This window comes from Citrobacter sp. H12-3-2 (assembly GCF_009649895.1).
In the GTDB taxonomy this organism is placed as follows: Bacteria; Pseudomonadota; Gammaproteobacteria; order Enterobacterales; family Enterobacteriaceae; genus Citrobacter; species Citrobacter portucalensis.
Window position 1 is genome coordinate 3,938,089 of record NZ_CP045837.1, and the last position, 26,525, is coordinate 3,964,613.

Annotated in this window: 23 protein-coding genes; 8 read left to right on the forward strand and 15 right to left on the reverse strand. The window is 53.3% G+C overall.

What is annotated here, in order from left to right; genetic code table 11:
- Window positions 1-169 precede the first annotated feature (169 nt).
- From ispC to rpsB, 5 genes are all read right to left on the reverse strand, one after another.
- Window positions 170-1,366, reverse strand: coding sequence for a 1-deoxy-D-xylulose-5-phosphate reductoisomerase (gene ispC, locus GHC22_RS18830; protein WP_048227063.1), 1,197 nt, complete (start codon window positions 1,364-1,366; stop codon window positions 170-172).
- 183 nt (window positions 1,367-1,549) lie between these two features.
- Entirely contained in the window at window positions 1,550-2,107 is a 558-nt protein-coding gene (gene frr / locus GHC22_RS18835) for a ribosome recycling factor (RefSeq protein WP_003018547.1), read from the reverse strand.
- A gap of 139 nt (window positions 2,108-2,246) precedes the next feature.
- Window positions 2,247-2,972, reverse strand: a complete 726-nt coding sequence (gene pyrH, locus GHC22_RS18840; protein WP_003018549.1) for a UMP kinase — start codon at window positions 2,970-2,972, stop codon at window positions 2,247-2,249.
- A gap of 145 nt (window positions 2,973-3,117) precedes the next feature.
- Window positions 3,118-3,969: a translation elongation factor Ts gene (gene tsf / locus GHC22_RS18845; RefSeq protein WP_003018551.1), complete on the reverse strand. Its 852-nt coding sequence runs from the start codon at window positions 3,967-3,969 to the stop codon at window positions 3,118-3,120.
- A 136-nt stretch (window positions 3,970-4,105) separates the two neighbouring features.
- Entirely contained in the window at window positions 4,106-4,831 is a 726-nt protein-coding gene (gene rpsB / locus GHC22_RS18850; RefSeq protein WP_003018553.1) for a 30S ribosomal protein S2, read from the reverse strand.
- A 449-nt stretch (window positions 4,832-5,280) separates the two neighbouring features.
- On the opposite strand from rpsB, the gene map reads away from it, so the two are divergent.
- From map to GHC22_RS18870, 4 genes are all read left to right on the forward strand, one after another.
- Window positions 5,281-6,075, forward strand: coding sequence for a type I methionyl aminopeptidase (map, locus tag GHC22_RS18855; protein WP_003829182.1), 795 nt, complete (start codon window positions 5,281-5,283; stop codon window positions 6,073-6,075).
- A gap of 113 nt (window positions 6,076-6,188) precedes the next feature.
- Window positions 6,189-8,861 (forward strand): bifunctional uridylyltransferase/uridylyl-removing protein GlnD, encoded by a 2,673-nt coding sequence (gene glnD / locus GHC22_RS18860; RefSeq protein ID WP_003829184.1) that lies wholly within the window; start codon window positions 6,189-6,191, stop codon window positions 8,859-8,861.
- A gap of 31 nt (window positions 8,862-8,892) precedes the next feature.
- A complete protein-coding gene (dapD, locus tag GHC22_RS18865; RefSeq protein ID WP_003829186.1) occupies window positions 8,893-9,717 on the forward strand; it encodes a 2,3,4,5-tetrahydropyridine-2,6-dicarboxylate N-succinyltransferase in 825 nt (274 codons plus the stop codon).
- Window positions 9,718-9,826: 109 nt separating this feature from the next.
- Window positions 9,827-10,213 (forward strand): DUF3461 family protein, encoded by a 387-nt coding sequence (locus GHC22_RS18870; protein ID WP_005132126.1) that lies wholly within the window; start codon window positions 9,827-9,829, stop codon window positions 10,211-10,213.
- A gap of 87 nt (window positions 10,214-10,300) precedes the next feature.
- On the opposite strand, the gene cdaR is transcribed toward GHC22_RS18870, so the two are convergent.
- The 3 genes from cdaR to dgt all read right to left on the reverse strand — a co-directional run bounded on the left by cdaR (window position 10,301) and on the right by dgt (window position 14,687).
- Entirely contained in the window at window positions 10,301-11,458 is a 1,158-nt protein-coding gene (gene cdaR, locus GHC22_RS18875; RefSeq protein ID WP_003829189.1) for a DNA-binding transcriptional regulator CdaR, read from the reverse strand.
- Window positions 11,459-11,606: 148 nt separating this feature from the next.
- On the reverse strand, window positions 11,607-13,040 hold the full coding sequence (gene degP, locus GHC22_RS18880) for a serine endoprotease DegP (RefSeq protein ID WP_003829191.1): 1,434 nt from the start codon (window positions 13,038-13,040) through the stop codon (window positions 11,607-11,609).
- Window positions 13,041-13,169: 129 nt separating this feature from the next.
- Window positions 13,170-14,687, reverse strand: a complete 1,518-nt coding sequence (dgt, locus tag GHC22_RS18885; protein ID WP_079934973.1) for a dGTPase — start codon at window positions 14,685-14,687, stop codon at window positions 13,170-13,172.
- A gap of 83 nt (window positions 14,688-14,770) precedes the next feature.
- Between dgt and mtnN the strand changes: the two genes are divergently transcribed.
- Genes mtnN through GHC22_RS18900 form a run of 3 tightly spaced genes read left to right on the forward strand, consistent with a single transcriptional unit; the run spans window position 14,771 to window position 16,923 of the window.
- Window positions 14,771-15,469, forward strand: coding sequence for a 5'-methylthioadenosine/S-adenosylhomocysteine nucleosidase (mtnN, locus tag GHC22_RS18890; protein ID WP_060682724.1), 699 nt, complete (start codon window positions 14,771-14,773; stop codon window positions 15,467-15,469).
- On the forward strand, window positions 15,462-16,262 hold the full coding sequence (gene btuF, locus GHC22_RS18895; protein ID WP_153753713.1) for a vitamin B12 ABC transporter substrate-binding protein BtuF: 801 nt from the start codon (window positions 15,462-15,464) through the stop codon (window positions 16,260-16,262). The genes mtnN and btuF overlap by 8 nt, the downstream gene beginning before the upstream one ends.
- Before the next feature lie 37 nt (window positions 16,263-16,299).
- The gene (locus GHC22_RS18900) at window positions 16,300-16,923 is read left to right on the forward strand and encodes a TRIC cation channel family protein (protein ID WP_003829199.1); all 624 of its coding nucleotides are present in this window, start codon (window positions 16,300-16,302) and stop codon (window positions 16,921-16,923) included.
- A 119-nt stretch (window positions 16,924-17,042) separates the two neighbouring features.
- Here GHC22_RS18900 and erpA read toward each other — a convergent pair whose 3' ends face one another.
- The 3 genes from erpA to clcA are packed head-to-tail and all read right to left on the reverse strand — an operon-like array spanning window position 17,043 to window position 18,890.
- Complete coding sequence (gene erpA / locus GHC22_RS18905) at window positions 17,043-17,387, reverse strand: iron-sulfur cluster insertion protein ErpA (protein ID WP_032942401.1); 345 nt, start codon at window positions 17,385-17,387, stop codon at window positions 17,043-17,045.
- Entirely contained in the window at window positions 17,380-17,445 is a 66-nt protein-coding gene (gene yadW, locus GHC22_RS18910; RefSeq protein WP_122973801.1) for a small protein YadW, read from the reverse strand. Before yadW ends, erpA begins: the two co-directional genes overlap by 8 nt.
- A gap of 23 nt (window positions 17,446-17,468) precedes the next feature.
- Window positions 17,469-18,890: a H(+)/Cl(-) exchange transporter ClcA gene (clcA, locus tag GHC22_RS18915; protein ID WP_153753714.1), complete on the reverse strand. Its 1,422-nt coding sequence runs from the start codon at window positions 18,888-18,890 to the stop codon at window positions 17,469-17,471.
- 168 nt (window positions 18,891-19,058) lie between these two features.
- On the opposite strand from clcA, the gene hemL reads away from it, so the two are divergent.
- Complete coding sequence (gene hemL / locus GHC22_RS18920; protein WP_008786258.1) at window positions 19,059-20,339, forward strand: glutamate-1-semialdehyde 2,1-aminomutase; 1,281 nt, start codon at window positions 19,059-19,061, stop codon at window positions 20,337-20,339.
- A 113-nt stretch (window positions 20,340-20,452) separates the two neighbouring features.
- Here the strand turns inward: hemL and fhuB are convergent, their stop codons facing one another.
- From fhuB to fhuA, 4 genes are read right to left on the reverse strand one after another with little or no spacing between them, the layout of a single operon-like run.
- On the reverse strand, window positions 20,453-22,492 hold the full coding sequence (gene fhuB, locus GHC22_RS18925) for a Fe(3+)-hydroxamate ABC transporter permease FhuB (protein WP_153754000.1): 2,040 nt from the start codon (window positions 22,490-22,492) through the stop codon (window positions 20,453-20,455).
- A gap of 14 nt (window positions 22,493-22,506) precedes the next feature.
- Entirely contained in the window at window positions 22,507-23,397 is an 891-nt protein-coding gene (gene fhuD / locus GHC22_RS18930; RefSeq protein ID WP_008786256.1) for a Fe(3+)-hydroxamate ABC transporter substrate-binding protein FhuD, read from the reverse strand.
- The gene (fhuC, locus tag GHC22_RS18935) at window positions 23,397-24,194 is read right to left on the reverse strand and encodes a Fe3+-hydroxamate ABC transporter ATP-binding protein FhuC (RefSeq protein WP_153753715.1); all 798 of its coding nucleotides are present in this window, start codon (window positions 24,192-24,194) and stop codon (window positions 23,397-23,399) included. Before fhuC ends, fhuD begins: the two co-directional genes overlap by 1 nt.
- 47 nt (window positions 24,195-24,241) lie before the next feature.
- Complete coding sequence (gene fhuA, locus GHC22_RS18940; protein WP_153753716.1) at window positions 24,242-26,485, reverse strand: ferrichrome porin FhuA; 2,244 nt, start codon at window positions 26,483-26,485, stop codon at window positions 24,242-24,244.
- Between the last annotated feature and the right edge of the window lie 40 nt (window positions 26,486-26,525).

A 26,525-nucleotide genomic window follows, 5' to 3' on the forward strand; every position in this document is an offset into this window, starting at 1 on the left:
GAAAGGATTTACGGTACTCAGGAATACTGAAGCCTATCCACAAAAAAGCCGTGTCAAACCACGGCTTACCCGACCGAAAAAAAGCAAATACCCGCGATCGGGTGGCGCAGACTATATCACTGAAGCCCAACGCTAACAAATAGCACGATTCTCCGTAGAGGGATTATCATCAGCTTGAGAGTCGCATCACTTCTTTTCTGGCGACTTCCCGCGCGATGGCATCGACCTTCAACACGTCGTCAACGCTCTGCGGTTCCTGCAAATCCATCTTATCCAGTACAGATAAATTGAGATCGGCAATATCGGTAAATCGGATCTGCTGCGCCAGGAATGCGGCAACGGTAATTTCATTCGCGGCATTGAGTGCGGTCGTCGCCGCCTGACCTTGCTCAAACGCGTCCATCGCCAGTTTCAGGCACGGATAACGCTGGTAATCAGGTGCGGAAAACGTCAACGCACTGAGTTTGCAAAAGTCGACAGGCTTAACACCGGACGTCACACGTTCTGGCCATGCCATCGTATGGGCAATAGGTGTACGCATATCAGGTTCACCCAACTGCGCCAGAACACTACCATCCTGATAACGGACCATCGAATGAATAACCGACTGCGGGTGAATCAGCACTTCCATCTGGCTTGCACTGGCATTAAATAACCAACGCGCTTCAATGTATTCCAGACCTTTGTTCATCATGGTGGCGGAATCGACAGAGATTTTTCGTCCCATCGACCAATTCGGATGACGGCATGCCTGATCGGGGGTCATAGAGACCAGATCGCGCAATGGCGTTTCACGGAATGGGCCACCAGACCCGGTAAGCAGAACTGACATGACGCCGTTTTGCTCAAGGTCAGCGTATCCCAGATTGTGTTGGATAGGTTGCGGTAAACTCTGAAAAATCGCGTTATGCTCGCTATCTACCGGCAAAAGCTGCGCTTTGTGGCGTTTCACGTCGTCCATAAACAGACGACCGCAGGTCACCAGCGATTCTTTATTCGCCAGTAAAATGCTTTTGCTCGCACGAATTGCCGCCAGCGTCGGCAGCAAACCCGCTGCGCCGACAATCGCCGCCATGACCTGATCAACATCATCCAGCGCAGCCATATCACAGGCCGCCTGCTGCCCGCTCATCACCTCGGTACGGCTACCCTGTGCCAAAAGAGTAGCTTTTACCTGTGCCGCGCTTTTTTCATCATCCATTACCGCATAGCGAGGCGCAAACTCCAGGCATTGCTCTACCATACGGGCAACATTTTTACCCGCCACCAACGCAGCAACACGAAATTTTTCCGGGTTATGGCGTACTACATCCAGCGTACTGCAACCAATGGAACCGGTTGATCCCAGGATGGTTAATTGCTTCATCGGACATCCAGAAGAATTTTACTCGTCATACTTCAAGTTGCATGTACGTTGGCTTTACTCGGCCTTTGGCGTCACCGCCTTCCTGCAACTTGAATTATTTAGAGTATGTAGACAGAAAAAAGCAAAACGCCGCCATCCAGCCTTCTCAGGCCTTCTAAGCGGCGTTTTTAGCGTACAGGCGAATCAGAACTGCATCAGTTCTGCTTCTTTCTCTGCCAGCGCCGCATCAACTTTCTTGATTGCTGCGTCAGTCAGTTTCTGTACGTCGTCCTGAGAACGGCGATCGTCATCTTCGCTGATCTCTTTTTCTTTCAACAACGCTTTCACTTTGTCGTTTGCATCGCGGCGTACGTTACGTACCGCAACACGCGCGCCTTCAGCTTCACCACGTACGATCTTGGTCAGATCTTTACGACGTTCTTCGGTCAGCGGCGGCAGCGGAACGCGGATGTCAGAGCCCGCAGAGCTTGGATTCAGACCGAGGTCGGAAGCCATGATTGCTTTCTCAACGGCTGGACCCATAGAACGGTCAAATACGTTGATTTTCAGGGTACGGGAATCTTCAACCGTTACGCTTGCCAGCTGGCGCAGCGGAGTCGGCGTGCCGTAATATTCCACGACAATACCATCCAGCAGGCTAGGAGAAGCACGACCCGTGCGAATTTTGCTGATTTGGTTTTTGAACGCTTCGACGCATTTGTCCATGCGTACTTCAGCATCTTTTCTGATATCGTTGATCACGTTACGAATCCTTGAAAGCTTGTTTCAGTCAGACCATACCCGCCACGCAAGATGTGACAAGTATAGTCTTGATTAATTTTGAGGGACGTATCCCGCGACATTAAAGCGGAATATTACCTGCATTTAGCCGCAACGGGAATTATTCCGTGATTAACGTGCCTTCTTTTTCACCCATAACAACACGGCGCAGTGCACCTGGTTTGTTCATGTTAAAGACACGAATCGGTAATTTGTGGTCACGAGCCAGCGTGAACGCGGCAAGATCCATTACTTTCAGCTCTTTATCCAGTACTTCAGTGTAGGTCAACTGTTCGTACATAGTCGCCGTTGGATCTTTAGCCGGGTCGGCAGTAAATACGCCATCGACTTTGGTGGCTTTCAGAACCACATCCGCTTCAATTTCAATACCGCGCAGGCAGGCTGCAGAATCGGTGGTGAAGAACGGATTGCCGGTACCCGCAGACAAAATAACAACGCGGTTGTTACGCAGCAGGCTGATAGCTTCGGCCCAGCTGTAGTTATCACACACGCCGTTCAGAGGAATTGCGGACATCAAGCGAGCGTTCACATAGGCGCGGTGAAGCGCATCGCGCATCGCCAGACCGTTCATTACGGTGGCTAACATGCCCATGTGGTCGCCCACAACGCGGTTCATCCCCGCTTTCGCCAGACCAGCGCCACGGAACAGGTTACCACCACCAATCACTACGCCAACCTGAATACCCAGCTCAACCAGCTCTTTGATTTCCTGAGCCATGCGGTCGAGGATGCTTGCATCAATACCGAAGCCTTCTGAACCTTGCAGAGCTTCGCCACTTAACTTAAGCAGAATACGTTTGTAGACGGGTTTTGCATTGGTAGCCATGTTTCTTTCCTGAGACTGTCAACGAATGAGATGAGTTAATTCCGGCGACATTGTATGTCGCTTTTCAGCATGACCACTATAGCGGTTCGCTGAATTTACAAGCCAGACACAAAAAGAAGCCGCCCTCAGGCGGCTCCTTTAAAAATTAAGACTGCTTGGACATCGCAGCAACTTCTGCTGCAAAGTCAGTCTCAACTTTCTCGATGCCTTCACCCACTTCAAAGCGGATGAAACCAGTTACGTCAGCGTTATGCTCTTTCAGCAGCTGACCAACAGATTTGCTCGGTTCCATGACGAAAGGCTGACCGGTCAGAGAAACTTCGCCGGTGAATTTCTTCATGCGGCCTTCAACCATTTTCTCTGCGATTTCTTTCGGCTTGCCAGACTGCATAGCGATGTCCAGCTGAACCTGGTATTCTTTTTCTACCACTTCAGCGGAAACGTCTTCCGGCTTAACGAATTCTGGTTTGCTTGCAGCAACGTGCATTGCCAGCTGTTTAACCAGTTCTTCGTCAGCGCCAGTTGCAGCAACCAGAACACCGATACGAGCACCGTGCTGGTAGTTACCCAGAACTTCGCCTTCCAGGGAAGCAACGCGACGGATGTTGATGTTCTCACCGATTTTAGCAACCAGAGCAACACGTTCTTCTTCGAACTGTGCTTTCAGAACTTCAACGTCAGTGATTTTGCCAGCAACGGCAGCGTCCAGTACTTTGTCAGCAAATGCCTGGAAACCAGCATCTTTAGCAACGAAGTCAGTCTGGCAGTTAACTTCCAGAATGAAAGCGATGTTGCCGTCGATTTTGGTTTTGATTACGCCGTCAGCAGCAACGTTGCCTGCTTTTTTCGCCGCTTTGATTGCACCGGACTTACGCATGTTTTCGATTGCCAGCTCGATGTCGCCATTAGCTTCAGTCAGTGCTTTTTTGCAATCCATCATGCCTGCGCCAGTACGCTCACGCAGCTCTTTTACCAGGGATGCGGTAATTTCAGCCATTCTAAAATCCTCGGAAGATTTGATCTGCCCGGCATGAAACCGCACAGATTTAAAAGTGAAAAAGGGGGCCATATACAGGCCCCCTAACCAAACGTGATACTACCTGGTCTATAAGGGCTCTAACGAGCGTGCCTTATTATTCAGCTTCTACGAAGCTTTCTTCCGCCTGGGAAGCCAGATCCTGAGAACGGCCTTCACGAACGGTAGTAGCTACAGCGCCCAGGTACAGGGTCACAGCACGGATTGCGTCGTCGTTACCCGGGATAACGAAGTCAACACCGTCCGGATCAGAGTTGGTATCAACGATAGCAAATACTGGGATACCCAGGTTGTTTGCTTCTTTGATAGCAATGTGCTCGTGGTCAGCATCGATTACGAACAGAGCGTCCGGCAGACCGCCCATGTCTTTGATACCGCCCAGGCTGTTTTCCAGTTTCTCAAGCTCACGAGTACGCATCAGCGCTTCTTTCTTGGTCAGCTTTTCGAAAGTACCGTCCTGAGACTGAGTTTCCAGATCTTTCAGACGTTTGATGGACTGACGAACGGTTTTCCAGTTAGTCAGCATACCGCCCAGCCAGCGATGGTTCACGAAGAACTGGTCGCAGCTGTTAGCAGCTTCTTTCACCGCTTCGCTTGCAGCGCGTTTAGTACCAACGAAAAGGATTTTACCTTTACGAGCAGAGATCTTGTTCAGTTCAGCCAGAGCTTCGTTGAACATCGGTACAGTTTTCTCAAGGTTGATGATGTGAACTTTGTTACGCGCACCGAAGATGAACGGCTTCATTTTCGGGTTCCAGTAACGGGTCTGGTGACCGAAGTGAACACCAGCCTTGAGCATGTCGCGCATGGAAACAGTTGCCATGATTAAAACCTCTATATATAAAAGTTGGGGTTAAGCCTCCACGCATCCCATATTACCGACCCCAAAGGGCACCCCGGAATATGTGCCGATACGTGTGTGTTGTTACACAAAGTGAGATTTGTCGCTCCCGTCCATCGTGTGTAGTCTTCGAATGGATCGGAAGTCCGGCGCGCTTTATACCACAAATACGCCACCGACACCAATAATTGTTGGCGGTCTGTGCTGAATGAACGATGAATTTCGTGTTACAGGAAGGCGGCAAATTTTTGAATCCCCGGGAGCTTACAACCAGTAAGTGACTGGGGTGAAAAAATGTAGCCAACGCATCTGTGGCACGAAAGGCGAAGTTCAGAATGATTCTCAATTTGGCAGGGTACACCCCAGACTGATACCATTGGCAGCACTTAAACAATTATTGCCGATATCATCGGCACTGATGGACAGAATTTATGGCTATCTCAATCAAGACCCCTGAAGAAATCGAAAAAATGCGCGTCGCTGGCCGCCTGGCCGCTGATGTACTGGAAATGATCGCGCCGTTTGTTAAACCGGGCGTCAGCACCGGCGAGCTGGATCGCCTCTGTAATGACTACATCGTGAATGAGCAGCAGGCTATTTCCGCCTGCCTGGGCTATCACGGCTATCCGAAATCCGTATGTATCTCTATTAATGAAGTCGTGTGCCACGGGATCCCGGACGACGCCAAACTTCTGAAAGACGGCGACATCGTCAACATCGACGTCACCGTGATTAAAGACGAGTACCACGGCGATACCTCCAAGATGTTTATCGTCGGCAAACCTACTATTCTGGGCGAGCGTCTGTGCCGCGTCACGCAGGAAAGCCTGTACCTGGCGCTGCGGATGGTAAAACCGGGCATTCGCCTGCGCACGCTGGGCGCTGCAATTCAGAAATACGCGGAAGGCGAAGGTTTCTCTGTTGTTCGTGAATACTGCGGTCACGGTATCGGTCGCGGCTTCCATGAAGAGCCACAGGTTCTGCACTACGATGCAGACGACGGTGGTGTGGTACTGCAGCCGGGCATGACGTTCACCATAGAACCGATGCTGAATGCCGGTGATTACCGCATCCGCACCATGAAAGACGGCTGGACGGTGAAAACCAAAGACCGGAGCTTGTCTGCACAGTACGAGCATACTATTGTAGTGACGGAAAACGGCTGTGAAATTCTGACGTTACGCAAGGATGACACCATCCCGGCGATCATCACACACGGCGAATAATGTTTTGCCTGATGGCGATGCATTCGCATCTTATCAGGCCTACAAATTGTACTACTTAGTAGGCCGGATAAGGCGTTCACGCCATCATCCGGCTTTTTAATGGGTGGCGCATAATGAATACTCTTCCTGAACAGCACGCAAATACTGCCCTCCCCACCCTGCCTGGCCAACCGCAAAACCCAGGGACATGGCCACAGCAAGATCTTAACTGCTCCGGCATTAAAGCGCATATCGACACCTTCCAGAACTGGTTAGGCGAAGCGTTTGACAGTGGAATTTCCGCAGAACAGCTCATTGAGGCCCGCACCGAATTTATTGACCAACTGCTACAGCGTTTGTGGATAGAAGCTGGGTTCGGGCAAATAGCCGATCTGGCGCTGGTTGCCGTTGGTGGCTACGGACGAGGCGAATTGCACCCGCTTTCCGATATTGACCTGCTGATCCTGAGTCGTAAAAAGCTGCCTGATGCGCAGGCCGAGAAAGTCGGTGAGCTGTTAACGCTGCTATGGGACGTGAGGCTGGAGGTTGGGCATAGCGTGCGTACGCTGGAAGAGTGTCTGCTGGAAGGATTGTCAGATTTAACCGTCGCCACCAACCTAATTGAAACACGCTTGCTGATCGGCGATGTGGCGCTGTTTCTGGAGCTGCAAAAGCATATTTTTAGCGAAGGTTTCTGGCCTTCCGACAAGTTTTACGCCGCTAAAGTGGAAGAGCAGAATCAGCGCCACCAGCGCTATCACGGCACCAGCTACAACCTGGAGCCGGACATCAAAAGCAGTCCCGGCGGCCTGCGCGATATCCATACCCTGCAATGGGTGGCGCGTCGCCATTTTGGCGCCACCTCACTGGACGAAATGGTCGGCTTCGGCTTTTTGACGCTGGCTGAACGCGCCGAGCTAAATGAATGTTTGCATATCCTGTGGCGGATTCGCTTCGCCCTGCATCTGGTCGTTAGTCGTTACGACAACCGCCTGCTGTTTGACCGCCAGCTCAGCGTGGCGCAAAGGCTAAACTACGGCGGCGAAGGCAACGAGCCTATCGAGCGGATGATGAAAGACTATTTCCGCGTCACCCGACGGGTCAGCGAACTGAATCACATGCTGTTGCAACTGTTCGACGAGGCGATCCTCGCCATGCCCGCCGACGAAAAACCGCGCCCGATTGATGACGACTTTCAACTGCGCGGCACGTTGATCGATCTGCGCAACGACGACCTGTTTATCCGCAAACCCGAAGCGATACTGCGGATGTTTTACATCATGGTGCGTAACAGCGCGATCAGCGGAATTTACTCCACCACGCTGCGCCATCTGCGTCATGCCCGCCGTCATTTAACGCAGCCGCTGTGCTACATCCCGGAAGCGCGATCGCTGTTTCTCAGTATGTTACGCCATCCGGGCGCGGTGAGCCGCGGTCTGCTGCCGATGCATCGCCACAGCGTGTTGTGGGCCTATATGCCGCAATGGTCGCATATTGTCGGCCAAATGCAGTTTGACCTGTTTCATGCCTATACGGTGGATGAACACACCATCCGCGTAATGCTCAAGCTGGAAAGTTTTGCTAACGAAGAGACCCGTCAGCGCCATCCGCTGTGTGTGGATCTATGGCCGCGTCTGCGACAGCCGGAGTTGATTCTGATTGCCGCGCTGTTCCACGATATCGCCAAAGGTCGCGGCGGCGATCACTCGGTACTCGGCGCTCAGGATGTGCTCAAGTTCGCCGAACTGCACGGCCTGAATTCCCGCGAAACGCAGCTGATCGTGTGGCTGGTGCGCCAGCATTTGCTGATGTCGGTGACCGCTCAGCGCCGCGATATTCAGGATCCCGAAGTGATCAAGCAATTCGCCGAAGAGGTACAAACGGAACACCGTCTGCGCTTTTTGGTGTGTCTGACCGTCGCGGATATTTGCGCCACCAACGAAACGCTGTGGAATAGCTGGAAGCAAAGCCTGCTGCGCGAGCTGTACTTCGCGACGGAAAAACAACTCCGTCGTGGCATGCAAAATACGCCGGATATGCGTGAGCGTGTACGCCATCATCAACTTCAGGCGCTGGCGCTACTGCGAATGGACAACATTGATGAAGAAGCGTTGCACCACATCTGGTCACGCTGTCGCGCCAACTACTTCGTGCGTCACAGCCCAAATCAGCTGGCCTGGCATGCGCGCCATCTGTTGCAACACGATCTCAGCAAGCCGCTGATCCTGCTCAGCCCACAGGCCACGCGCGGCGGGACAGAAATTTTCATCTGGAGCCCTGACCGCCCTTACCTGTTTGCCGCCGTCTGCGCTGAACTGGACAGGCGTAATCTTAGCGTCCACGATGCGCAGATTTTCACTACCCGCGATGGGATGGCGATGGATACGTTCATCGTACTGGAACCGGACGGCAGCCCGCTGTCTTCAGACCGACATGAAGCGATCCGTTTTGGACTGGAACAGGCCATCACGCAGCGCAGTTGGCAGCCACCGCAACCGCGTCGCCAACCGGCAAAATTACGCCACTTTACCGTCGATACTGAAGTTACCTTTTTGCCGACCCATACCGACCGAAAATCATTCCTGGAGCTTATCGCTCTCGACCAGCCCGGCCTGCTGGCACGGGTCGGGCAGATTTTTGCCGATCTGGGAATTTCGCTGCATGGCGCCCGAATTACAACCATTGGCGAGCGAGTAGAAGATTTATTCATAATCGCCACCGCCGACCGGCGCGCCCTTAATAATGAGCTGCAGCAGGAAGTGCATCAACGGTTGACAGAGGCCCTCAATCCAAACGATAAAGGGTGATGTTTTTATTTATTATGGAAAGAGTTTAACAATGCAGCAGTTACAGAACGTTATTGAGTCCGCTTTCGAGCGCCGTGCCGACATTACTCCGGCAAATGTAGATACCGTAACCCGCGAAGCGGTGAATCAGGTTATTTCTTTACTGGATTCCGGTGCACTGCGCGTCGCAGAGAAGATTGAGGGTCAGTGGGTCACACATCAGTGGCTGAAAAAGGCGGTCCTGCTCTCTTTCCGTATTAACGATAATCAGGTCATCGAAGGTGCGGAAAGCCGTTACTTCGATAAAGTACCGATGAAATTCGCCAACTACGACGAAGCGCGCTTCCAGAAGGAAGGTTTCCGCGTGGTTCCGCCTGCGGCCGTGCGTCAGGGTGCGTTTATCGCCCGTAACACCGTGCTGATGCCATCTTACGTAAACATCGGCGCTTATGTTGATGAAGGTACGATGGTTGATACCTGGGCGACAGTCGGTTCCTGTGCGCAAATCGGTAAAAACGTACACCTGTCCGGCGGCGTTGGCATCGGCGGCGTACTGGAGCCGTTGCAGGCTAACCCAACCATCATCGAAGACAACTGCTTCATCGGCGCACGCTCTGAAGTGGTTGAAGGCGTGATCGTCGAAGAAGGTTCTGTTATCTCCATGGGCGTGTACATCGGTCAGAGCACCCGTATTTACGATCGCGAAACTGGCGAAGTGCATTACGGTCGCGTTCCGGCAGGCTCCGTGGTCGTCTCCGGCAACCTGCCGTCGAAAGATGGTAAATACAGCCTGTACTGCGCGGTGATTGTGAAGAAAGTCGATGCCAAAACGCGTGGCAAAGTGGGAATCAACGAACTGTTGCGCACTATCGACTAACAGCGATTTGAAAAAGCGGGCTTAGCCCGCTTTTTTTACATCTGCGAGTGGCATAAACAAGGCTTTTCGTTAATTATTCAATGGTTATAGTGAGCTTAAGGGTACCGCTATGTATGACAATCTGAAAAGTCTGGGCATTACTAATCCTGAAGAAATCGATCGTTACAGCCTGCGGCAAGAAGCCAACAACGATATCCTGAAAATCTATTTCCAAAAGGATAAAGGCGAGTTTTTTGCCAAGAGCGTGAAGTTCAAATATCCCCGTCAGCGCAAAACGGTGGTAGCTGATGGCATCGGCCAGGGTTACAAAGAAGTGCAGGAGATCAGTCCCAACCTGCGCTATGTGATCGATGAACTGGATCAGATCTGCCAGCGCGATCGCAGCGAAGTCGATCTTAAACGCAAGATCCTTGATGATTTACGCCATCTCGAAAGCGTCGTGACCAACAAGATCAGCGAAATTGAAGCCGATCTGGAAAAACTGACGCGTAAATAACCGCACGTGAATGTATTCGTAGGCCGGGTAAGGCGAAGCCGCCACCCGGCATTTTGCCTGATAAGCGTAGTGCCATCAGGCAATTAATCAATGCTGTTCATCCAATTGTAACGCCACATACAGCAGCAGTCGGTCGTCAAAATTCCCCAGATCCAGCCCGGTCAGTTCTGAAATACGATTCAGGCGATATTCCAGCGTATTGCGGTGAATAAACAGTGCCTTTGAGGTGGCCAGCGGCTGGACGTTATGACGAAACCATGCCGCCAATGTCCGACGCAGCAACCCATTGTTATCCATCGCTTTCAGCCTCACCAACGGACGCGCCAGCTCATTGGCCTGCCAGCCGCCGCGCAGGCTGTCCAGCAGTACTGGCAGCATCAAATCCTGATAGAAATAGCTACGGCTTTCCGGCATCCGCTGTTTACCGACCATCATGGTAGTGCGCGCCGTACGATACGAACGGGCAATGCTACCGGGCCCGGTAAAATAGTTGCCCAGCGATACGCGAAAACGCAGCTGTCCGTTCTCTTTCATACGGGCAATAAGCTGCTCAACGCGCTTACGATGATCTTCAGCGTCCCAGCGGCCAAACTGATTGAGCGCCGGTTTCAGCACCACCATCTCGGTCAGAGAGACAATCGCAATCAGATTATTACGTTCGGGCGTGGTCAACGCATTCTGCAATTGCTGTAACTCCGCCATCGCACTGTCAACGCCAAGCTGGCCACTATCGACCTCCAACACCGCCACCACGCGTGGCTGGTTCAAATCAATGCCTAAACGCTGGGCCCATTCCATCAGCGCTGGCGTATTCTCTTCCGCCTGAATCAGGTTCATCACCAGCTCTTCACGCAGACGGCTATCCTGCGCTAACAGATGCATCAAGCGCGACTGTTCCAGCATCATTTCGGCGGTCATACACACTAACTCGCCGTATTTGCGCAGATGCTCCGGCTCGCCGGTAAGGCCGATAACGCCAACGATTTCGCCTTCCAGACGTAGAGGCAGGTTTATCCCCTGTCGTACACCGTGCAAGTGACGTGCCACCGCATCGTCGATATCGACCACCCGACCCTGCGAAAGCACCAGCAGCGCGCCTTCGTGCAATTCACCAATACGTTCGCGATCGCCGCTGCCGATTATCCGCCCACGGGCATCCATTACGTTGATATTGGTATCAATGATGCGCATGGTACGCGCCACGATATCCTGCGCCATTTTGGTATCAAGATGCCAACCAGCCATAAACCCCTCCTGTGAGCAGAGCTCAAGCATAGGGAAGATAATAAGCGGCGACATTGTGCAAATGCACAAAGCGAAAGGGAGAAGTATGGAGTTGTGGGAAGTATCACAAAAAGAAACCCCTTCCTGTGCAGGAAGGGGTTGAGGGAGATTACTGCATCAACAGATAGATGGAGCTGTCACCGCGCTGAATGTTCAGCGCCAGTACAGCCGGTTTGCTGTCGAGGATTTTGCGCAGTTCAGCGATGTTTTTCACCGGCTGCTGGTTCGCGCCGATAATCACATCCCCTTTCTTCAGGCCAATCTGTGCAGCCGGAGAATTCGGTTTCACGTCGCTTACCACGACACCTTTGTCCTGGCCTTTGTTGCTCATATCGGCACCTTCGATGCCTTTAAAGATAGAGCTGGAGTCAACCTGAGTCTGGCTGCTCTGCTGCAATTCCAGGTTCACGGTGACCGGCTTACCGTCACGCAGCAGACCCAGGGTGATTTTGCTGCCAACCGGCATCGTACCGACCTGCGCACGCAGGGCGGCAAAGCTGCTGATAGGTTTGCCGTTCAGGGAGGTAATCACATCCCCGGCTTTAATCCCCGCTTTCGCTGCGGAAGAGTTCGGCATCACCTGGCTGACGAATGCGCCACGCTGAGCGTCAACTTTCATCGCTTTCGCCAGCTCAGAGCTCAGCTCGGTACCCATAATGCCCAGCTCACCGCGTTTAACCTGGCCAAACTCAACCATCTGCGAGGTCAGGTTTTTCACCATGTTGCTTGGGATCGCAAAACCGATACCGATGTTACCGCCGTCCGGCGCGAGGATCGCGGTGTTAATACCGATCAGCTCACCGTTCAGGTTGACCAGCGCACCACCGGAGTTACCCCGGTTGATCGCAGCATCCGTCTGGATGAAGTTCTCGTAGTTTTCCGCATTCAGGCCGCTACGGCCCAGTGCAGAAACGATACCGGAAGTCACCGTTTCACCGAGGCCAAACGGGTTACCAATTGCCACGGTGTAATCACCCACGCGCAGCGCATCGGAATCTGCCAGCTTAATCGCCGTCAGGTTTTTCGGATCCTGAATTTGGATCAGCGCGATATCGGAGCGCGGATCTTTACCCACGATCTTCGCGTCAAATTTACGACCATCGCTCAACTGAACTTTAATCACCGTGGCGTTATCTACCACGTGGTTATTGGTCACGACATACCCTTTCGCGGCATCAATAATTACGCCGGAACCGAGTGCCATAAATTTCTGCTGCTGGCCGCCGCCATTGTCAGCGCCCGGTGCGCCGCCCTGGCAGAACGGAGAACTCTGGAACGGAGAACCGTCCTGGCAGAACGGTGAATTATCACCGAAGAACTGCTGGAAATTACGCGGCATGCGCGGCGTATTTACCGTCGTGCTCCCCTCGACGTTAATACTTACCACCGATGGCATCACTTTTTCGAGCATCGGGGCCAGGCTTGGCATCTGTTGGGCGGTCATTGCTGAAGACGACGTCTCAGCCGCTGTAGCAGACAGGGGGGACAACGCCAAACCTAAACTCAGAGCCAGTGCACTCATTGCTAATGTGGTTTTTTTCATGTGTTTCGTTCTCGATTAACAGGTAACGCAAAATTGCTGTATACGTCAGAGTCGTTTTATAGCGCTAAGTTCCAGAATTAAGTTTAAGGAAAAAGTAAAATTTTATTGTCCGTCTTTACAAATGAGTATTTATTGTTCTACGGCCATCAAGCGACGATATTCATCCCAGGCATACAAATCTGTCATTCCGCTGATATAATCCTGAATCAGCCGGCAGCGATAATAATATTCCAGAACCGAATACTCGGCGCACCCCGTCGATATTTTACTAACCGCCTCAACATACGCAAGACGATGGCGGGTAGACAACTTCTGAAATAAACGGGACTCGATAGGAAAACGTTTTACTCTTTCATTGTCGACCAGTTCAGAAAAATCTGACTGAGACATTTTTAATAACGGCTGATAGATCTCCAGCAACCCGCTGATCACCCGATAGCCCTGTAGTTCCAGTTGTTCAACATCCGGATGGCTAAACACATGTTTTACCGCCACATTTTTATAAACACCCAGTAGCTGGCTGAAGCTACTGGCATCTTCTAGCAGCGCATGATTAAAGCTGCCTTCATAAATCTGCGGCAAATTATCAATAAACCGCTGGGCCGCATATGGCACCAGTTTATTCAGCGTATTGACGCGTAAATACATAAAGAACTGATCTTCGGTACTCCGGCTTAATGTATTTGAACGTGACTTCTCCCAGGCGTTTTCAACAACCTGGCTAAACAGGGAACCTTTTTCATGCTGCCCCCACGCCTCATGCAGGTGGTGATAAAGTTGCTCGACGCTAAAGATTCTTTTCTCAACGGCATCTTCCAGATCCGCCACGCAATAAGAGATATCATCGGCAGCTTCCATAATCCAGGTTAATGGAAAGCGACTGTAAGGCGCTAATGATAATTCTTTACGCAACCGCTCAATATACGGTTCTTCAGAAAGGTAATAACCCGGCTTCTTCATTAAATAGTTGTGTGTCTCGGGTGCACTGCCGCGCCACCACGCCGGACGGGTATATTTTAAAATACCGCCAACCTGCGCCCAGGTAAGGTTCATACGCATCAACGTATGCACAAGGCGAATACCCTGCGCATTGCCTTCAAAATGGCACAGGTCCTGGCGCACCTTGCGGCGAATATCATTCAGCGACTCTTCGCCTTCACGCAATCGTAATGCCGTCACCTGGCAACGGTCATCACTTAGGGGCTGACTTTCTGCGTCTGCGGGATACAGTCGCTGGCGAAACCAGTCATTAATTGCCGCCTCCCCAAAATGGCCAAACGGCGGATTACCAATGTCATGCATCAGGCAGGACATTTCGACAATACTCTCAAATGGCCCTGTCAGTTCATCCAGGCCATACAGCTCAAGCAGCTTTAGTTCTTTCAGTCGGCTGAGGATCTCTTTCGCGATATAGCGCCCAACCTGCTGAACTTCCATCGAGTGCGTCAAGCGCGTGCGTACTGCCGCATTACGCTCCAGCGGAAAGACCTGCGTTTTTTGTTGCAGTCGGCGAATGGCCGGTGAATTGATAATACGTCCGCGATCGCTTTCGAAAATACGCAGGATCTCATGCTCAGTCTTCACGCCCTGCGGCGAACGGTAACGACGATGCCAGTTTATTTTTTTTCGGAAATCGATCTGTGCCATGTCCTCTCCCGCCTGAGAAATGCGCTACCCCTTAAGCGCATGATAGACTATGCCCTCAAATCTGGCTTATCGCGAGTAAATCTATGAAAATCGGCATCATTGGTGCAATGGAAGAAGAAGTTACGCTGCTGCGTGACAAAATCGAAAACCGTCAGACCATCGCGCTCGGCGGTTGTGAAATTTACACCGGCCAACTGAACGGTACAGAGGTTGCGCTGCTGAAATCGGGTATCGGTAAAGTGGCTGCGGCACTGGGCGCTACGCTGCTGCTTGAACGCTGCAAGCCGGACGCCATCATTAATACCGGTTCTGCGGGTGGCCTGGCCTCTACGCTGAAAGTCGGGGATATCGTAGTTTCTGACGAAGCGCGCTATCACGACGCCGACGTCACTGCCTTTGGCTATGAATTTGGTCAGCTACCGGGCTGCCCGGCGGGTTTTAAAGCCGATCCTGCGCTGGTTGCCGCAGCAGAATCCTGCATCGCCGAACTGAATCTGCATGCCGTTCGTGGGCTTATCGTCAGCGGCGATGCCTTCATTAATGGATCCGTAGGGCTGGCTAAAATTAAGCACAACTTCCCACAGGCGATTGCCGTTGAGATGGAAGCCACCGCTATTGCGCACGTTTGCCATAACTTTAACGTACCGTTCGTCGTGGTTCGCGCCATCTCTGACGTTGCCGATCAGCAGTCCCATCTCAGCTTTGACGAATTCCTGGTGGTTGCCGCGAAGCAGTCAAGCCTGATGGTTGAAACGCTGGTACAGAAACTGGCGCATGGCTAAATTACTCTCCAGGGCGCTGGTCGCCCTGCTTTTCACTCTCCCGGCGTTCCTTTACGCCGCGCCGCGTGTTGTGACGCTTTCTCCTGCCAATACTGAACTCGCTTTTGCCGCTGGCATTACCCCCGTTGGCGTCAGCAGCTATTCTAACTACCCGCCAGAAGCCAAAAATATTGAGGAAGTCTCAACCTGGCAAGGGATGAATCTTGAACGTATTGTGGCGCTGAAACCTGATTTGGTCGTCGCCTGGCGCGGGGGAAATGCTGAGCGGCAGGTGAATCAACTGACCTCTCTGGGTATTAAGGTCATCTGGGTGGATGCCGTTACCATTGAGCAGGTTGCCGATGCGCTACGCCAATTAGCAGCATGGAGCCCCAGGCCTGAACAAGCTAAACAGGCGGCGCAAACCATGCTTGATGACTATGCTTTACTTAAATCTCAGTATGCCAACAAACCGAAAAAACGCGTGTTTCTCCAGTTTGGTGCCAATCCTCTGTTTACCAGTGGAAAAGGTTCTATTCAGCACGAAGTTCTTGAGGTCTGCGGCGGAGAAAACATCTTTGCCGGTAGTCGGGTTCCCTGGCCGCAGGTTAGCCGTGAGCAGGTCCTGGCACGAGCCCCCCAGGCTATTGTTGCCACAGGCGGTCCGGGCGAAACTCTGAAAATTGAGCAATACTGGGGAAACCAGCTAAAAATACCCATTATTACACTTAATAGTGACTGGTTCGAACGCGCGAGCCCGCGTATTATCCTCGCCGCAAAACAACTCTGTAATGCGCTTTCACAGATAAATTAGCGCCTGCCCCCACCAGGTCTGTTGTGAGGATTTAAAAATGCTCGTCTATTGGCTTGATATTGTCGGCACCGCGGTATTTGCAATCTCTGGCGTATTACTGGCCGGAAAATTACGTATGGATCCGTTTGGCGTCCTGGTACTCGGCGTGGTTACCGCCGTTGGTGGTGGAACGATCCGCGATATGGCGCTGGATAATGGACCGGTTTTTTGGGTTAAGGATCCGACCGATCTGGTGGTGGCGATGATCACCAGCATGCTGACGATCCTGTTGGTACGTCAACCAAGACGCATACCGAAATGGATCCTTCCGGTGCTGGATGCCGTTGGTCTGGCTGTGTTCGTGGGTATTGGGGTCAACAAGGCATTTCTCGCAGGAACAGGGCCTCTGGTGGCGATTTGTATGGGGGTGATTACCGGCGTTGGTGGTGGGATCATTCGTGATGTGTTAGCTCGTGAAGTCCCGATGATTTTGCGCACCGAGATCTACGCCACAGCCTGTATTATCGGCGGGATCGTGCATGCGACAGCGTTTTATACCTTTGATGTTTCACTGGAAAACGCCAGTATGATGGGGATGATTGTCACGCTGCTGATTCGGCTTGCCGCCATTCGCTGGCATCTGAAATTGCCGACGTTTGCGCTGGATGATAACGGGCGTTGATATGACGATACAGAACATGTAGGCCGGATAAGGCGTTTACGCCGCTATCCGGCACATTGCCCGGTGGCGCTACGCTTACCGGGCCTACAACATCAGACCATCAGTATTACAGACAGCAATCAGATGCTGAAAGAAGAACCACACCCGCAGGTGCTTTTCGCATTCGGGTTAGTCACAACGAAGCGGGAACCTTCCAGACCTTCGGTATAGTCAACCGCGCCGCCCACCAGATATTGCAGACTCATCGGATCAACGACCAGACCAACACCTTGTTTCTCGATGGTCATATCACCTTCATTGATCTGATCATCAAAGGTGAAACCGTACTGGAAACCGCTGCAACCACCGCCAGTGATATACACGCGTAATTTCAGATTCGGGTTATCTTCGTCAGCGATCAGGCTTTTAACTTTATTGGCTGCTGCTTCAGTAAATTGCAGTGGCAGCGCTACGTCATCACTCATATTTTGCTCCAAACGACATCGGCAATTGGGTAAATTTCAACCCAATATTTTGGGCCATTATCTAATACCCTGGTATTTCGTTCAAGTATTCTCGCCAGCGGCAGTACCCTGGCTTTTTGCCGCCTGCTCCGCTTCCTGTTTTGCCAGCGTACGAGCGAGGATAGTCGAGTATAGCGGCTTTCCGCCCATAAATTGGGCTAATAGTGTTGCGCCAAGACAGGTAATAATCATTGGCAAAATGAGCTGATAGTTATCGGTCATCTCCAGCACCAGTACAATACCTGTTAGCGGCGCACGCACCGAAGCAGCCAACAAAGCCCCCATTCCGGCAATGGCAAAGGTTCCGGCCTCCAGGTGATACTGCGGAAAAGAGGCTGCCGCAGCCATACCGAACGCCGTACCAAGCAACGTCCCCAACGCCAGCATCGGGGCAAAGATCCCACCGGGCGCACCGGATGAGAAGCACAGCAGCGTGGTGACGACCCGGGTGATAAATATAAACAGCAGTAGACCGACGCTAAAATTGCCTGCTGCGGCAATCGGGATCAGGTTAAAGCCACCGCCTGCCGCTTCAGGTTGAATTAATCCCAGGATCCCGCACAGACCGCCGATCGCGCCGCCCATCAGCACCCATTTTTTAATTTCACCGCCGTGAAAGCGCTGGAACATATCCTGGGTGCGCAACACCATGGTGTTGAACAATGGCCCGACACAGCCAAAAATAAGCCCGAGCACGAGATACAGCCACAGCGTATTCACCGGCGCATTAGACAGTTTCCCGACTTCAATTATCGGGGCTTCACCGTTGAAAACACGAAACACAATGCTCGACATAATAACGCCGGTAAACACGGCTTTGATCGACACGAGGTTATAGCGAAACTGTGGACGCATCTCTTCAATAATGAACAGGATCCCCGCCAGCGGAGCGTTAAACGCCGCCGACAAGCCCGCTGCGGCACCGGTAGCCAGCAGGGTATGCCGCGCTTCGGCGCTGCGCATACGGAAAATATCTAGCACCATGCGTCCAATGTTGCCGCCAATCTGCACGGTCGGCCCTTCTCGCCCGAGCACCATGCCAGCACCCAGCGTGCCCATGCCGCCGATAAATTTCACCGGCAGGACACGCCACCAACGCACAGGTCGCAGCTCTTCCAGCGCACCTTCAATCTCTGGGATCCCCGAACCACCGGCTTCCGGCGCAAATTTACGCACCAGGAAATAGCCGACCATCGCCAGCAACGCCGAGAGAATAAACGCCAGCGGCCACAGCAGAATGTCATGGTCCGCAACCTGAGCCAGCGTGCCAATGCGCTGATTCTGCACCCAAGTCACCGCTTTCTCAAATGCCACGCCAACAAGCCCTGTCACAGTACCCACTACTGCAGCCATCAACAGGATCGCCAACGGCGTTTTGTCTCGTTCCAGGAGACGACGAATTTGATCCCTGCGGCGTAAACGCACAATTTGCTGTGCTTCAAAAGAGGGAGTGTCTGTCTTCATCAGATGATCATTAATTGGTAATACAAATACGGAATCGGCATTCTACTCGCACATTTCGCGAAAATCCCCTGCAAATCGCATTGTTTCAAATGCGTAAAACTTTCATAACCTTCTCTGAATAACTAGAATAGCGGGCATTTACTTTTTCTACGAACCAGGACCCCATCCATGAGTAAGTCTGAAAATCTCTACAGCGCAGCACGCGAACTTATCCCAGGCGGCGTTAACTCCCCCGTTCGCGCCTTTACTGGCGTGGGTGGTACTCCGCTGTTTATCGAAAAAGCGGACGGCGCGTATCTGTACGATGTCGATGGTAAAGCCTATGTCGATTACGTCGGTTCCTGGGGACCGATGGTACTGGGTCACAACCACCCGGCAATCCGTAATGCGGTGATTGAAGCTGCGGAGCGCGGTTTAAGCTTCGGTGCACCGACCGAGATGGAAGTGAAAATGGCGGCGCTGGTCACCGAATTAGTGCCGACCATGGACATGGTGCGCATGGTGAACTCCGGTACGGAAGCGACAATGAGCGCAATCCGTCTGGCGCGCGGTTTCACCGGTCGCGATAAAATCATCAAATTTGAAGGCTGCTACCACGGCCATGCCGACTGCCTGCTGGTTAAGGCTGGTTCAGGCGCATTAACGCTGGGCCAGCCGAACTCCCCAGGTGTTCCGGCAGATTTCGCGAAACACACTCTGACCTGCACCTACAACGATCTCGCTTCAGTACGTGCGGCATTTGAACAGTATCCGCAGGAGATTGCGTGCATCATCGTTGAGCCGGTTGCCGGCAACATGAACTGCATCCCACCGCTGCCGGAATTCCTGCCGGGCCTGCGTGCGCTGTGCGATGAGTTTGGCGCACTGTTGATCATCGATGAAGTGATGACCGGTTTCCGCGTAGCGCTGGCCGGAGCACAGGATTATTACGGCGTTGTTCCGGATCTGACCTGCCTCGGTAAAATTATCGGTGGCGGAATGCCCGTTGGCGCATTCGGTGGCCGTCGTGATGTGATGGACGCACTGGCGCCGACCGGTCCGGTTTACCAGGCGGGGACGCTTTCCGGTAACCCGATCGCGATGGCGGCAGGTTATGCCTGTCTGACCGAAGTGGCCCAACCGGGTATTCATGAAACGCTGAACGAACTGACGACGCGTCTGGCGGAAGGTCTGTTGGAAGCTGCCGAAGAAGCGAATATTCCGCTGGTGGTTAACCATGTGGGCGGGATGTTCGGGATTTTCTTCACCGATGCAGAAACGGTAACCTGCTATCAGGATGTGATGGCATGCGACGTCGAACGCTTCAAGCGCTTCTTCCACATGATGCTGGATGAAGGAATTTATCTGGCGCCGTCCGCGTTCGAAGCGGGCTTTATGTCCGTGGCGCACAGTGAAGACGATATCAATAACACCATCGACGCCGCGCGCCGGGTGTTTGCGAAGTTGTAAAAAAGAGAACGTGCAGAAATGTAGGCCGGGTAAGGCGAAGCCGCCACCCGGCTTTTTTATTGCCGGATGTCGACGCAAAGCGTCTTATCCGGCCTACATGAAAGGGGTCAGCCTCAGCGGCTCTGCTTTCTCAGCAGATAGATAAAGTACGGCGCACCAATAAACGTCGACAATAATCCCGCCGGGATCTGATACGGAAACAGCACCATCCTGCCGCACCAGTCAGCAAAGACCAGCAACACGCCACCCGCCAGCGCCGAAATCAGCATATGCGGCATCGCCCGACGAAAACCCATCATACGGGCAATATGCGGAGCCATCAGCCCGACAAAGCTCAACGGTCCAATAGTCATGGTGGCTGTCGCCGTCAGCCCTGCCGCCAGCAGCAGTAACCCCACGCGTGATGGCGTGATAGCCATACCGACAGCCCGCGCCGTATCGCCGCCTAGCGGTAAAATTGTTAGCCAACGGCGGCACAGCGGCGTCATCGCCAGCAGAATCACCATCACAATCCCGGTACGCAGTACCTGCTCTCCGCTCGCGTTATAGGTTGAACCGGAAATCCAGGTCAACACGCCCGCCATGCGCGGATCGCCGCTGGCCTGCAGCATCATCAGCAGCATAGTAAAGGCCGTACTGAGCGCCATACCGGCCAACAGCATACGGTGCGGTGAAAAACCACCGCGCCCGGCGGCAATCATAATGATAAGCAGAGTAGCCGCGGCCCCGAGGCTTCCGGCAGGCAGCAGCCAGCCAAAAGCATTTCCGGGGACCAAAAACAGCATGAGCACCACGCCAAATGCCGCACCGGAGCTAATGCCCAGCACTTCCGGGCTGGCCATCGGGTTGCCCGTCAGACGTTGAATAATACAGCCCGCTACCGCCAGCATCACCCCGGCAATCAGGGCCGCCAGAATGCGAGGCCAGCGCCAGGGCATCAGCTCATCCAGCATCGCGCCGCTGGCCCATGTCCAGCCATGTGCGTCGCGGCCAAACGACAGCGCCACCACGAGGGTTAGCAGCAAGATAACGCCACCTGCCAGCGCAAACATCAGCACATTCTGACGCTCAGCGGCGATGCGATTACTGGCGTTCATATCCGGGGCGCTCATACTCCTCAAGCGCGGCAACAACCACAGTAGCAACGGTGCGCCAATCAACGCGGTCACTGAACCGGTGGAGACTTCCATCCATACGCGGGTCAGCCACAAAATGATTTGGTCGGAGAGCCAGAGGATCAACGCACCAATCAGCGGGGCAAGCACCAGACGTGCCAGCAAACGACGCGCACCGAGCATTTTCGCCAGCAGCGGTGCAAACAGGCCAATAAAGCCGATAATCCCAACCGCGTTAACCAGTAAGGCGCTGATGACAATGGCCAGCGATAACGCCGCCAGACGTGCCAGCGACAGCGCCAGACCGAGGTTACGCGCCACGCCGTCATCCAGTCCCATCAGCGTCATTGGGCGTAATAACAACAGAGTCAGCATCACACCGCCCAACAGCTGCGGCCACAGACGCTGTACGCCGCTCCAGTCGGTTTGCGTTAACGTGCCGCTGCTCCATAAAAACATGCTTTGCAGCTGATCGTGATGGAAGATAACCATCAACTGGTTAATCGCCCCGCAGTACAGGCTGACCACCAGCCCGGCAAGGATTAACGTCACCGGAGAAAGACGCTTGCCCCAGGCAACGCCAAACACCAGCGCCCCAACGACACATGCTCCCGCCAGCGCCGCAAATTGCGTGGTCAGCGCACCAGGAATAGCCCACAGCGTGGTAACCGTAATGCCCAACTGCGCACCAGTCGCAACGCCCAGCGTGGTTGGCTCCGCCAGCGGGTTACGCAACACCTGCTGAAACAACACGCCGACCAGGCCCAGCCCAGCGCCGACCAATAGCGAAATCGCCAGCCTCGGCAGCAGGCTATAGTGAAAAACCATCTGCTCAATGATGTCGATATCCGGTGACCAGATAGCCTGTTGCCACTGACTGCACGGTAGTGCAACGGAGAAGTTAACCCATGTCAGCCAGCAGGCAGCAACAAACAGCACCAACAACAGCAACGCCGGATGGCGGCTTCGCCTTATCCGGCCTACAAAGCGCCCAAACCGTAAGTCGGATAAGGCGTTTTTCGCACCGCCATCCGGCATTTCAAGTTTCCTGCTCACGCTTTGCCTCCCAACGCATTATCCAGAATACGGGCAAAATGCATGGCCGATAGCGTTGCGCCATAGAACCAAACGGCAGGCACACGTTGAAAACGTCCGCCACGGACAAACGGCATTGCCTGCCATAATGGCGTAGACATCAGCGCAGCCATCTCTTTATCATTGCCGTGATCAAAGCACAGCACATCGACATCCTTATAAGCAGCCAGACGGTCAATACTCACGGCAGTGCTGCCCCAGAAGTTTGTTTCTCCCTGCCAGGCGTTAGGGATCCCATATTCGTCCAGTACGTCCTGGAACAGGCTGTTTGAACCAAACACCAGCATATGCCGCGAATCAAGCAGGGATGTCAGGAGCACGGGACGCGCGCCGCGTTGCATAAAGCGCGGTTTCAGGCTGGCGATAAAATGATCGTACTCAGTCAAATGGCGTTCAGCAGAAGCTTGCAGATTGAACAATTGCGCCATTTCCTGCAGCGACTGTCGCGCAACGGCCAGCGGCTTTTTGCCATCGCTAAAGTTAAATCCCCGGCCTGGTGCAATCCGCGCCAGCTTTTCAGGAGAAGGACCGTAACCTGCCGACCAGAGCAGAAACGAGGGCTTCATTTCGGTCAGCAGTTCGAGATTGGGTTCCGTACGTAGCCCGACGTCAATTACCGAGTCCGGCAGAGGAGGCTCACTGACCCACAGCTTGTAGTTAGGGATATCTGCGATGCCATACGGCGTAATACCCAGCGCCAGCAGCAGCTCTACAGGCAGCCATTCCAGCGCTACAATGCGCTGGGGATCAACCGCCGCGGCGTGCGCCGTATTCATCCGCCACAGCAGAGGCGACAGCGCCATCGCCGTAAGCAGCCGCCGACGGGTAATATGATGTAATCCGATCATTAATAGACAAAACTCACGGGTGCGGCACCTGCCGGATGCGGCAAAATGCCCATCGGGATACCGTAAATTTGTTCCAGAGTTTCACTGCGCATCAGTTCAGCAGGCGTTCCTTGAGAAATCATCTCACCACAGCGCAGCGCAACGAGGTAATCGCAGTAACGGGCCGCCATATTGATATCATGCAGCACCGCAACCACCGTCAGCCCGCGCTGCTGGCTTAAGCGGTGCACCAGCGCCAGCACGTCAACCTGATGGGCGATATCCAGCGCGGAAGTCGGTTCATCAAGCAGCAGACAGCGGCTGTCCTGTGCCACCAGCATGGCAATCCACGCGCGTTGGCGTTCCCCACCGGACAGGCTATCGACCAGGCGGTGCGCCAGCGGCTTTAAACCTACCAGCGAAATTGCTTCTTCTACTTTCTCTCTGTCGGCAACGCCAAAACGCCCCAGCGCCCCGTGCCACGGATAACGACCAATCGCCACCAGTTCGCGTACGGTCATCCCTTCTGCCTGCGGCAGCTGTTGCGGCAGATAGGCGACCTTGCGGGCAAACGCTTTACTACTCCAGCTCTCCAGCGGCTGTTCGTCGAGCAGGATTTCACCTTCTGACGGCGGCTGATGACGTCCCAACATTTTCAATAATGTCGATTTACCGGAACCGTTGTGGCCGATAAGACCAGTCACTTTCCCTACAGGAAAAGTTAATGAGAGAGGATGCAAAAGCGTGCGGCCAGGCACACGAAAGGAGACATTACGCAACGCAAAAGTGGTGTCGGGATGGGATCTGTTTTCCTGCATAGCAGCCAACTTGTAAAACGGGCACGCAAAGCGTGCCCAAAGAGAAATTAGAAACGGAAGGTTGCAGTTGCAACGACCTGACGTTCTGCGCCCCAGAAGCAGCCATAAGTATTGAAGCAGCTGGCGACGTATTCACGGTCAAACAGGTTGTTCACATGCAGCGCCACGTTGGAGCCAGCCATACCTACACGCGCCAGATCGTAACGCACTAACGCATCTACCAGCGTGTAGCTTCCCACTTTGAAGGAGTTTGCCGGATCGCCATAACTGGAACTAGTATAACGAACACCCGTACCCAACGTCAGCCCGGAAAGCGCACCATCATAGAGGGTGTAATCCCCCCACAGTGATGCCATATGTTTTGGCACCTGGGCAGGCGTATTGCCTTTGTAGTTGGTGTCAGTGGTGTATTCCGCATCGGTATAGGTATAAGAACCAACCACGTTAACGCTGGCTGACAGCGCCGCTTTCGCTTCAATTTCTACACCACGTGAGCGAATTTCGCCGCCTTCAACTGACCAGATCGATCCATTCGGGTCGGCCATCAGGTTGTTGGTTTTGGTCAACTGGTAAACGGCACCGGTCAACACGATCGGACGATCGCTGGGTACGTACTTCACGCCCGCTTCGTACTGCTTACCTTTAGATGGCGCAAAGATATTACCGCTTTCCCCAACCTGAGAATTTGGTTCAAACGATTCGCTGTAGCTGAAATACGGGGTTACACCGTTATCGAACAGATAGTTAACACCGCCACGCCAGGTGAACTGTCGGTCATCACGGGAGTCCAGCACACCAGAAACTCGGTTCAGAGAGTCCTGCTTAGCCCAGTCGTAACGACCGCCCAGAGTGACCAGTACCTTATCCCACTGCATCTGATCCTGAGCGTACAGGCCCGTTTGTTCCTGTTTATTCAGAACGCGATAAGCTGCGCCAGGTCCAGGGTGCGAGCCAAAGTCAAAATCGCTACGGTCAAGATTATAGATATCAGACGGCGCTACCGAACCAGCCCAACCGAACCAGGAGTTGATATCGTTACGCATATAGTCAACGCCGGTCAGCAATGTGTGATCCAGGGAACCGGTGGCGAATGTGCTCTGCAACTGGGTATCAACAGAGAAATTCTGCAATTTTTCATTATCGTCAACGTACTGACGAGTCAGCGTGTGATCCCAATCTGACTGAGGGATGCTGGCGCAAGGGCTGTTAGCCGGATCTTTGGTATACAGCGGATCGGAGCACATGCCATAGCCGTACACGCTTTTCTGCGACACTTTGTTTTGGGCATAACGTAGGTTCTGACGTACGGTAAAGGTGTCGTTAAATTCGTGGTCGAAGCTGTAGCCCACCATCTTCTCGTTACGAGAGTAGGTATTGTTGTCCGCACCTTCGTTGAAATCGGTCGGCAGACGTGAACCATTTGGCAGCTTAGACACGGTCCCCTCTTTCGGCAACCAGCCGTAATAACCGGTTTCCGGCTCGTTCTGGAAGTAGGAGAGGAAGGTGAAATTCGTCTTATCATCCGGACGCCATGTGAAAGATGGCGCGATAGCATAACGCTGTTCTTCTGCGCCCTGCTGCTGCGCATTCGCGGAACGCGCCAGGCCGGTCAGGCGGTATGAGTACACACCATCGTCATCCAGCGCATCGCTGAAGTCAAAACCGGTCTGGAACAGGCTGTCAGTGCCCATTTTGAACTGAACTTCTTTCAGCGGCTCCGTTGTCGGGCGCTTGCTGACCATGTTCAACAACCCACCCGGGTTGCTCTTTCCGTACAGAACGGAAACCGGACCGCGCATCACTTCGGCGCGCTCCAGCATATAAGGGTCGATAACCGCATCATTGTAGAAGTTGCCCTGCATCTTCAGGCCATTCAGATAGTTATTCTGACTTTGGCCGTCTGCGGCAAATCCGCGAATAATCAGGTAGTCATAGGTATTGGACGCGCCACGCGTACCCACGGCAACGCCCGGGGTGTAGCTGAGCGCCTCTTTGACCGATTTTGGTTGATGCAACGCCATCTCTTCGGCGGTGACCACTGAAATAGACTGAGGAACTTTTTGAATCGGAGTGTCGGTTTTGGTCGCCGTAGCAGACTGTCGTGCAGCGATGGTTGCCGCAGGCCCCCATGCGCTTTCCTGCGGAGCAGGTGCAGCAGTTACGGTGATGGTTTCTTCTTTCGGGTCAACCGCCGCCTGTGCATAGACAGACATGCCGCTAACCGCTGTGGCTACCACTACTGCGATTTTACGCAGCGATGAACTTGGCTGAGCAGTTTTAAGACGCGCCATTGGTATTTCTCTGATGAAAGTGAATGATAACGTAAACGAG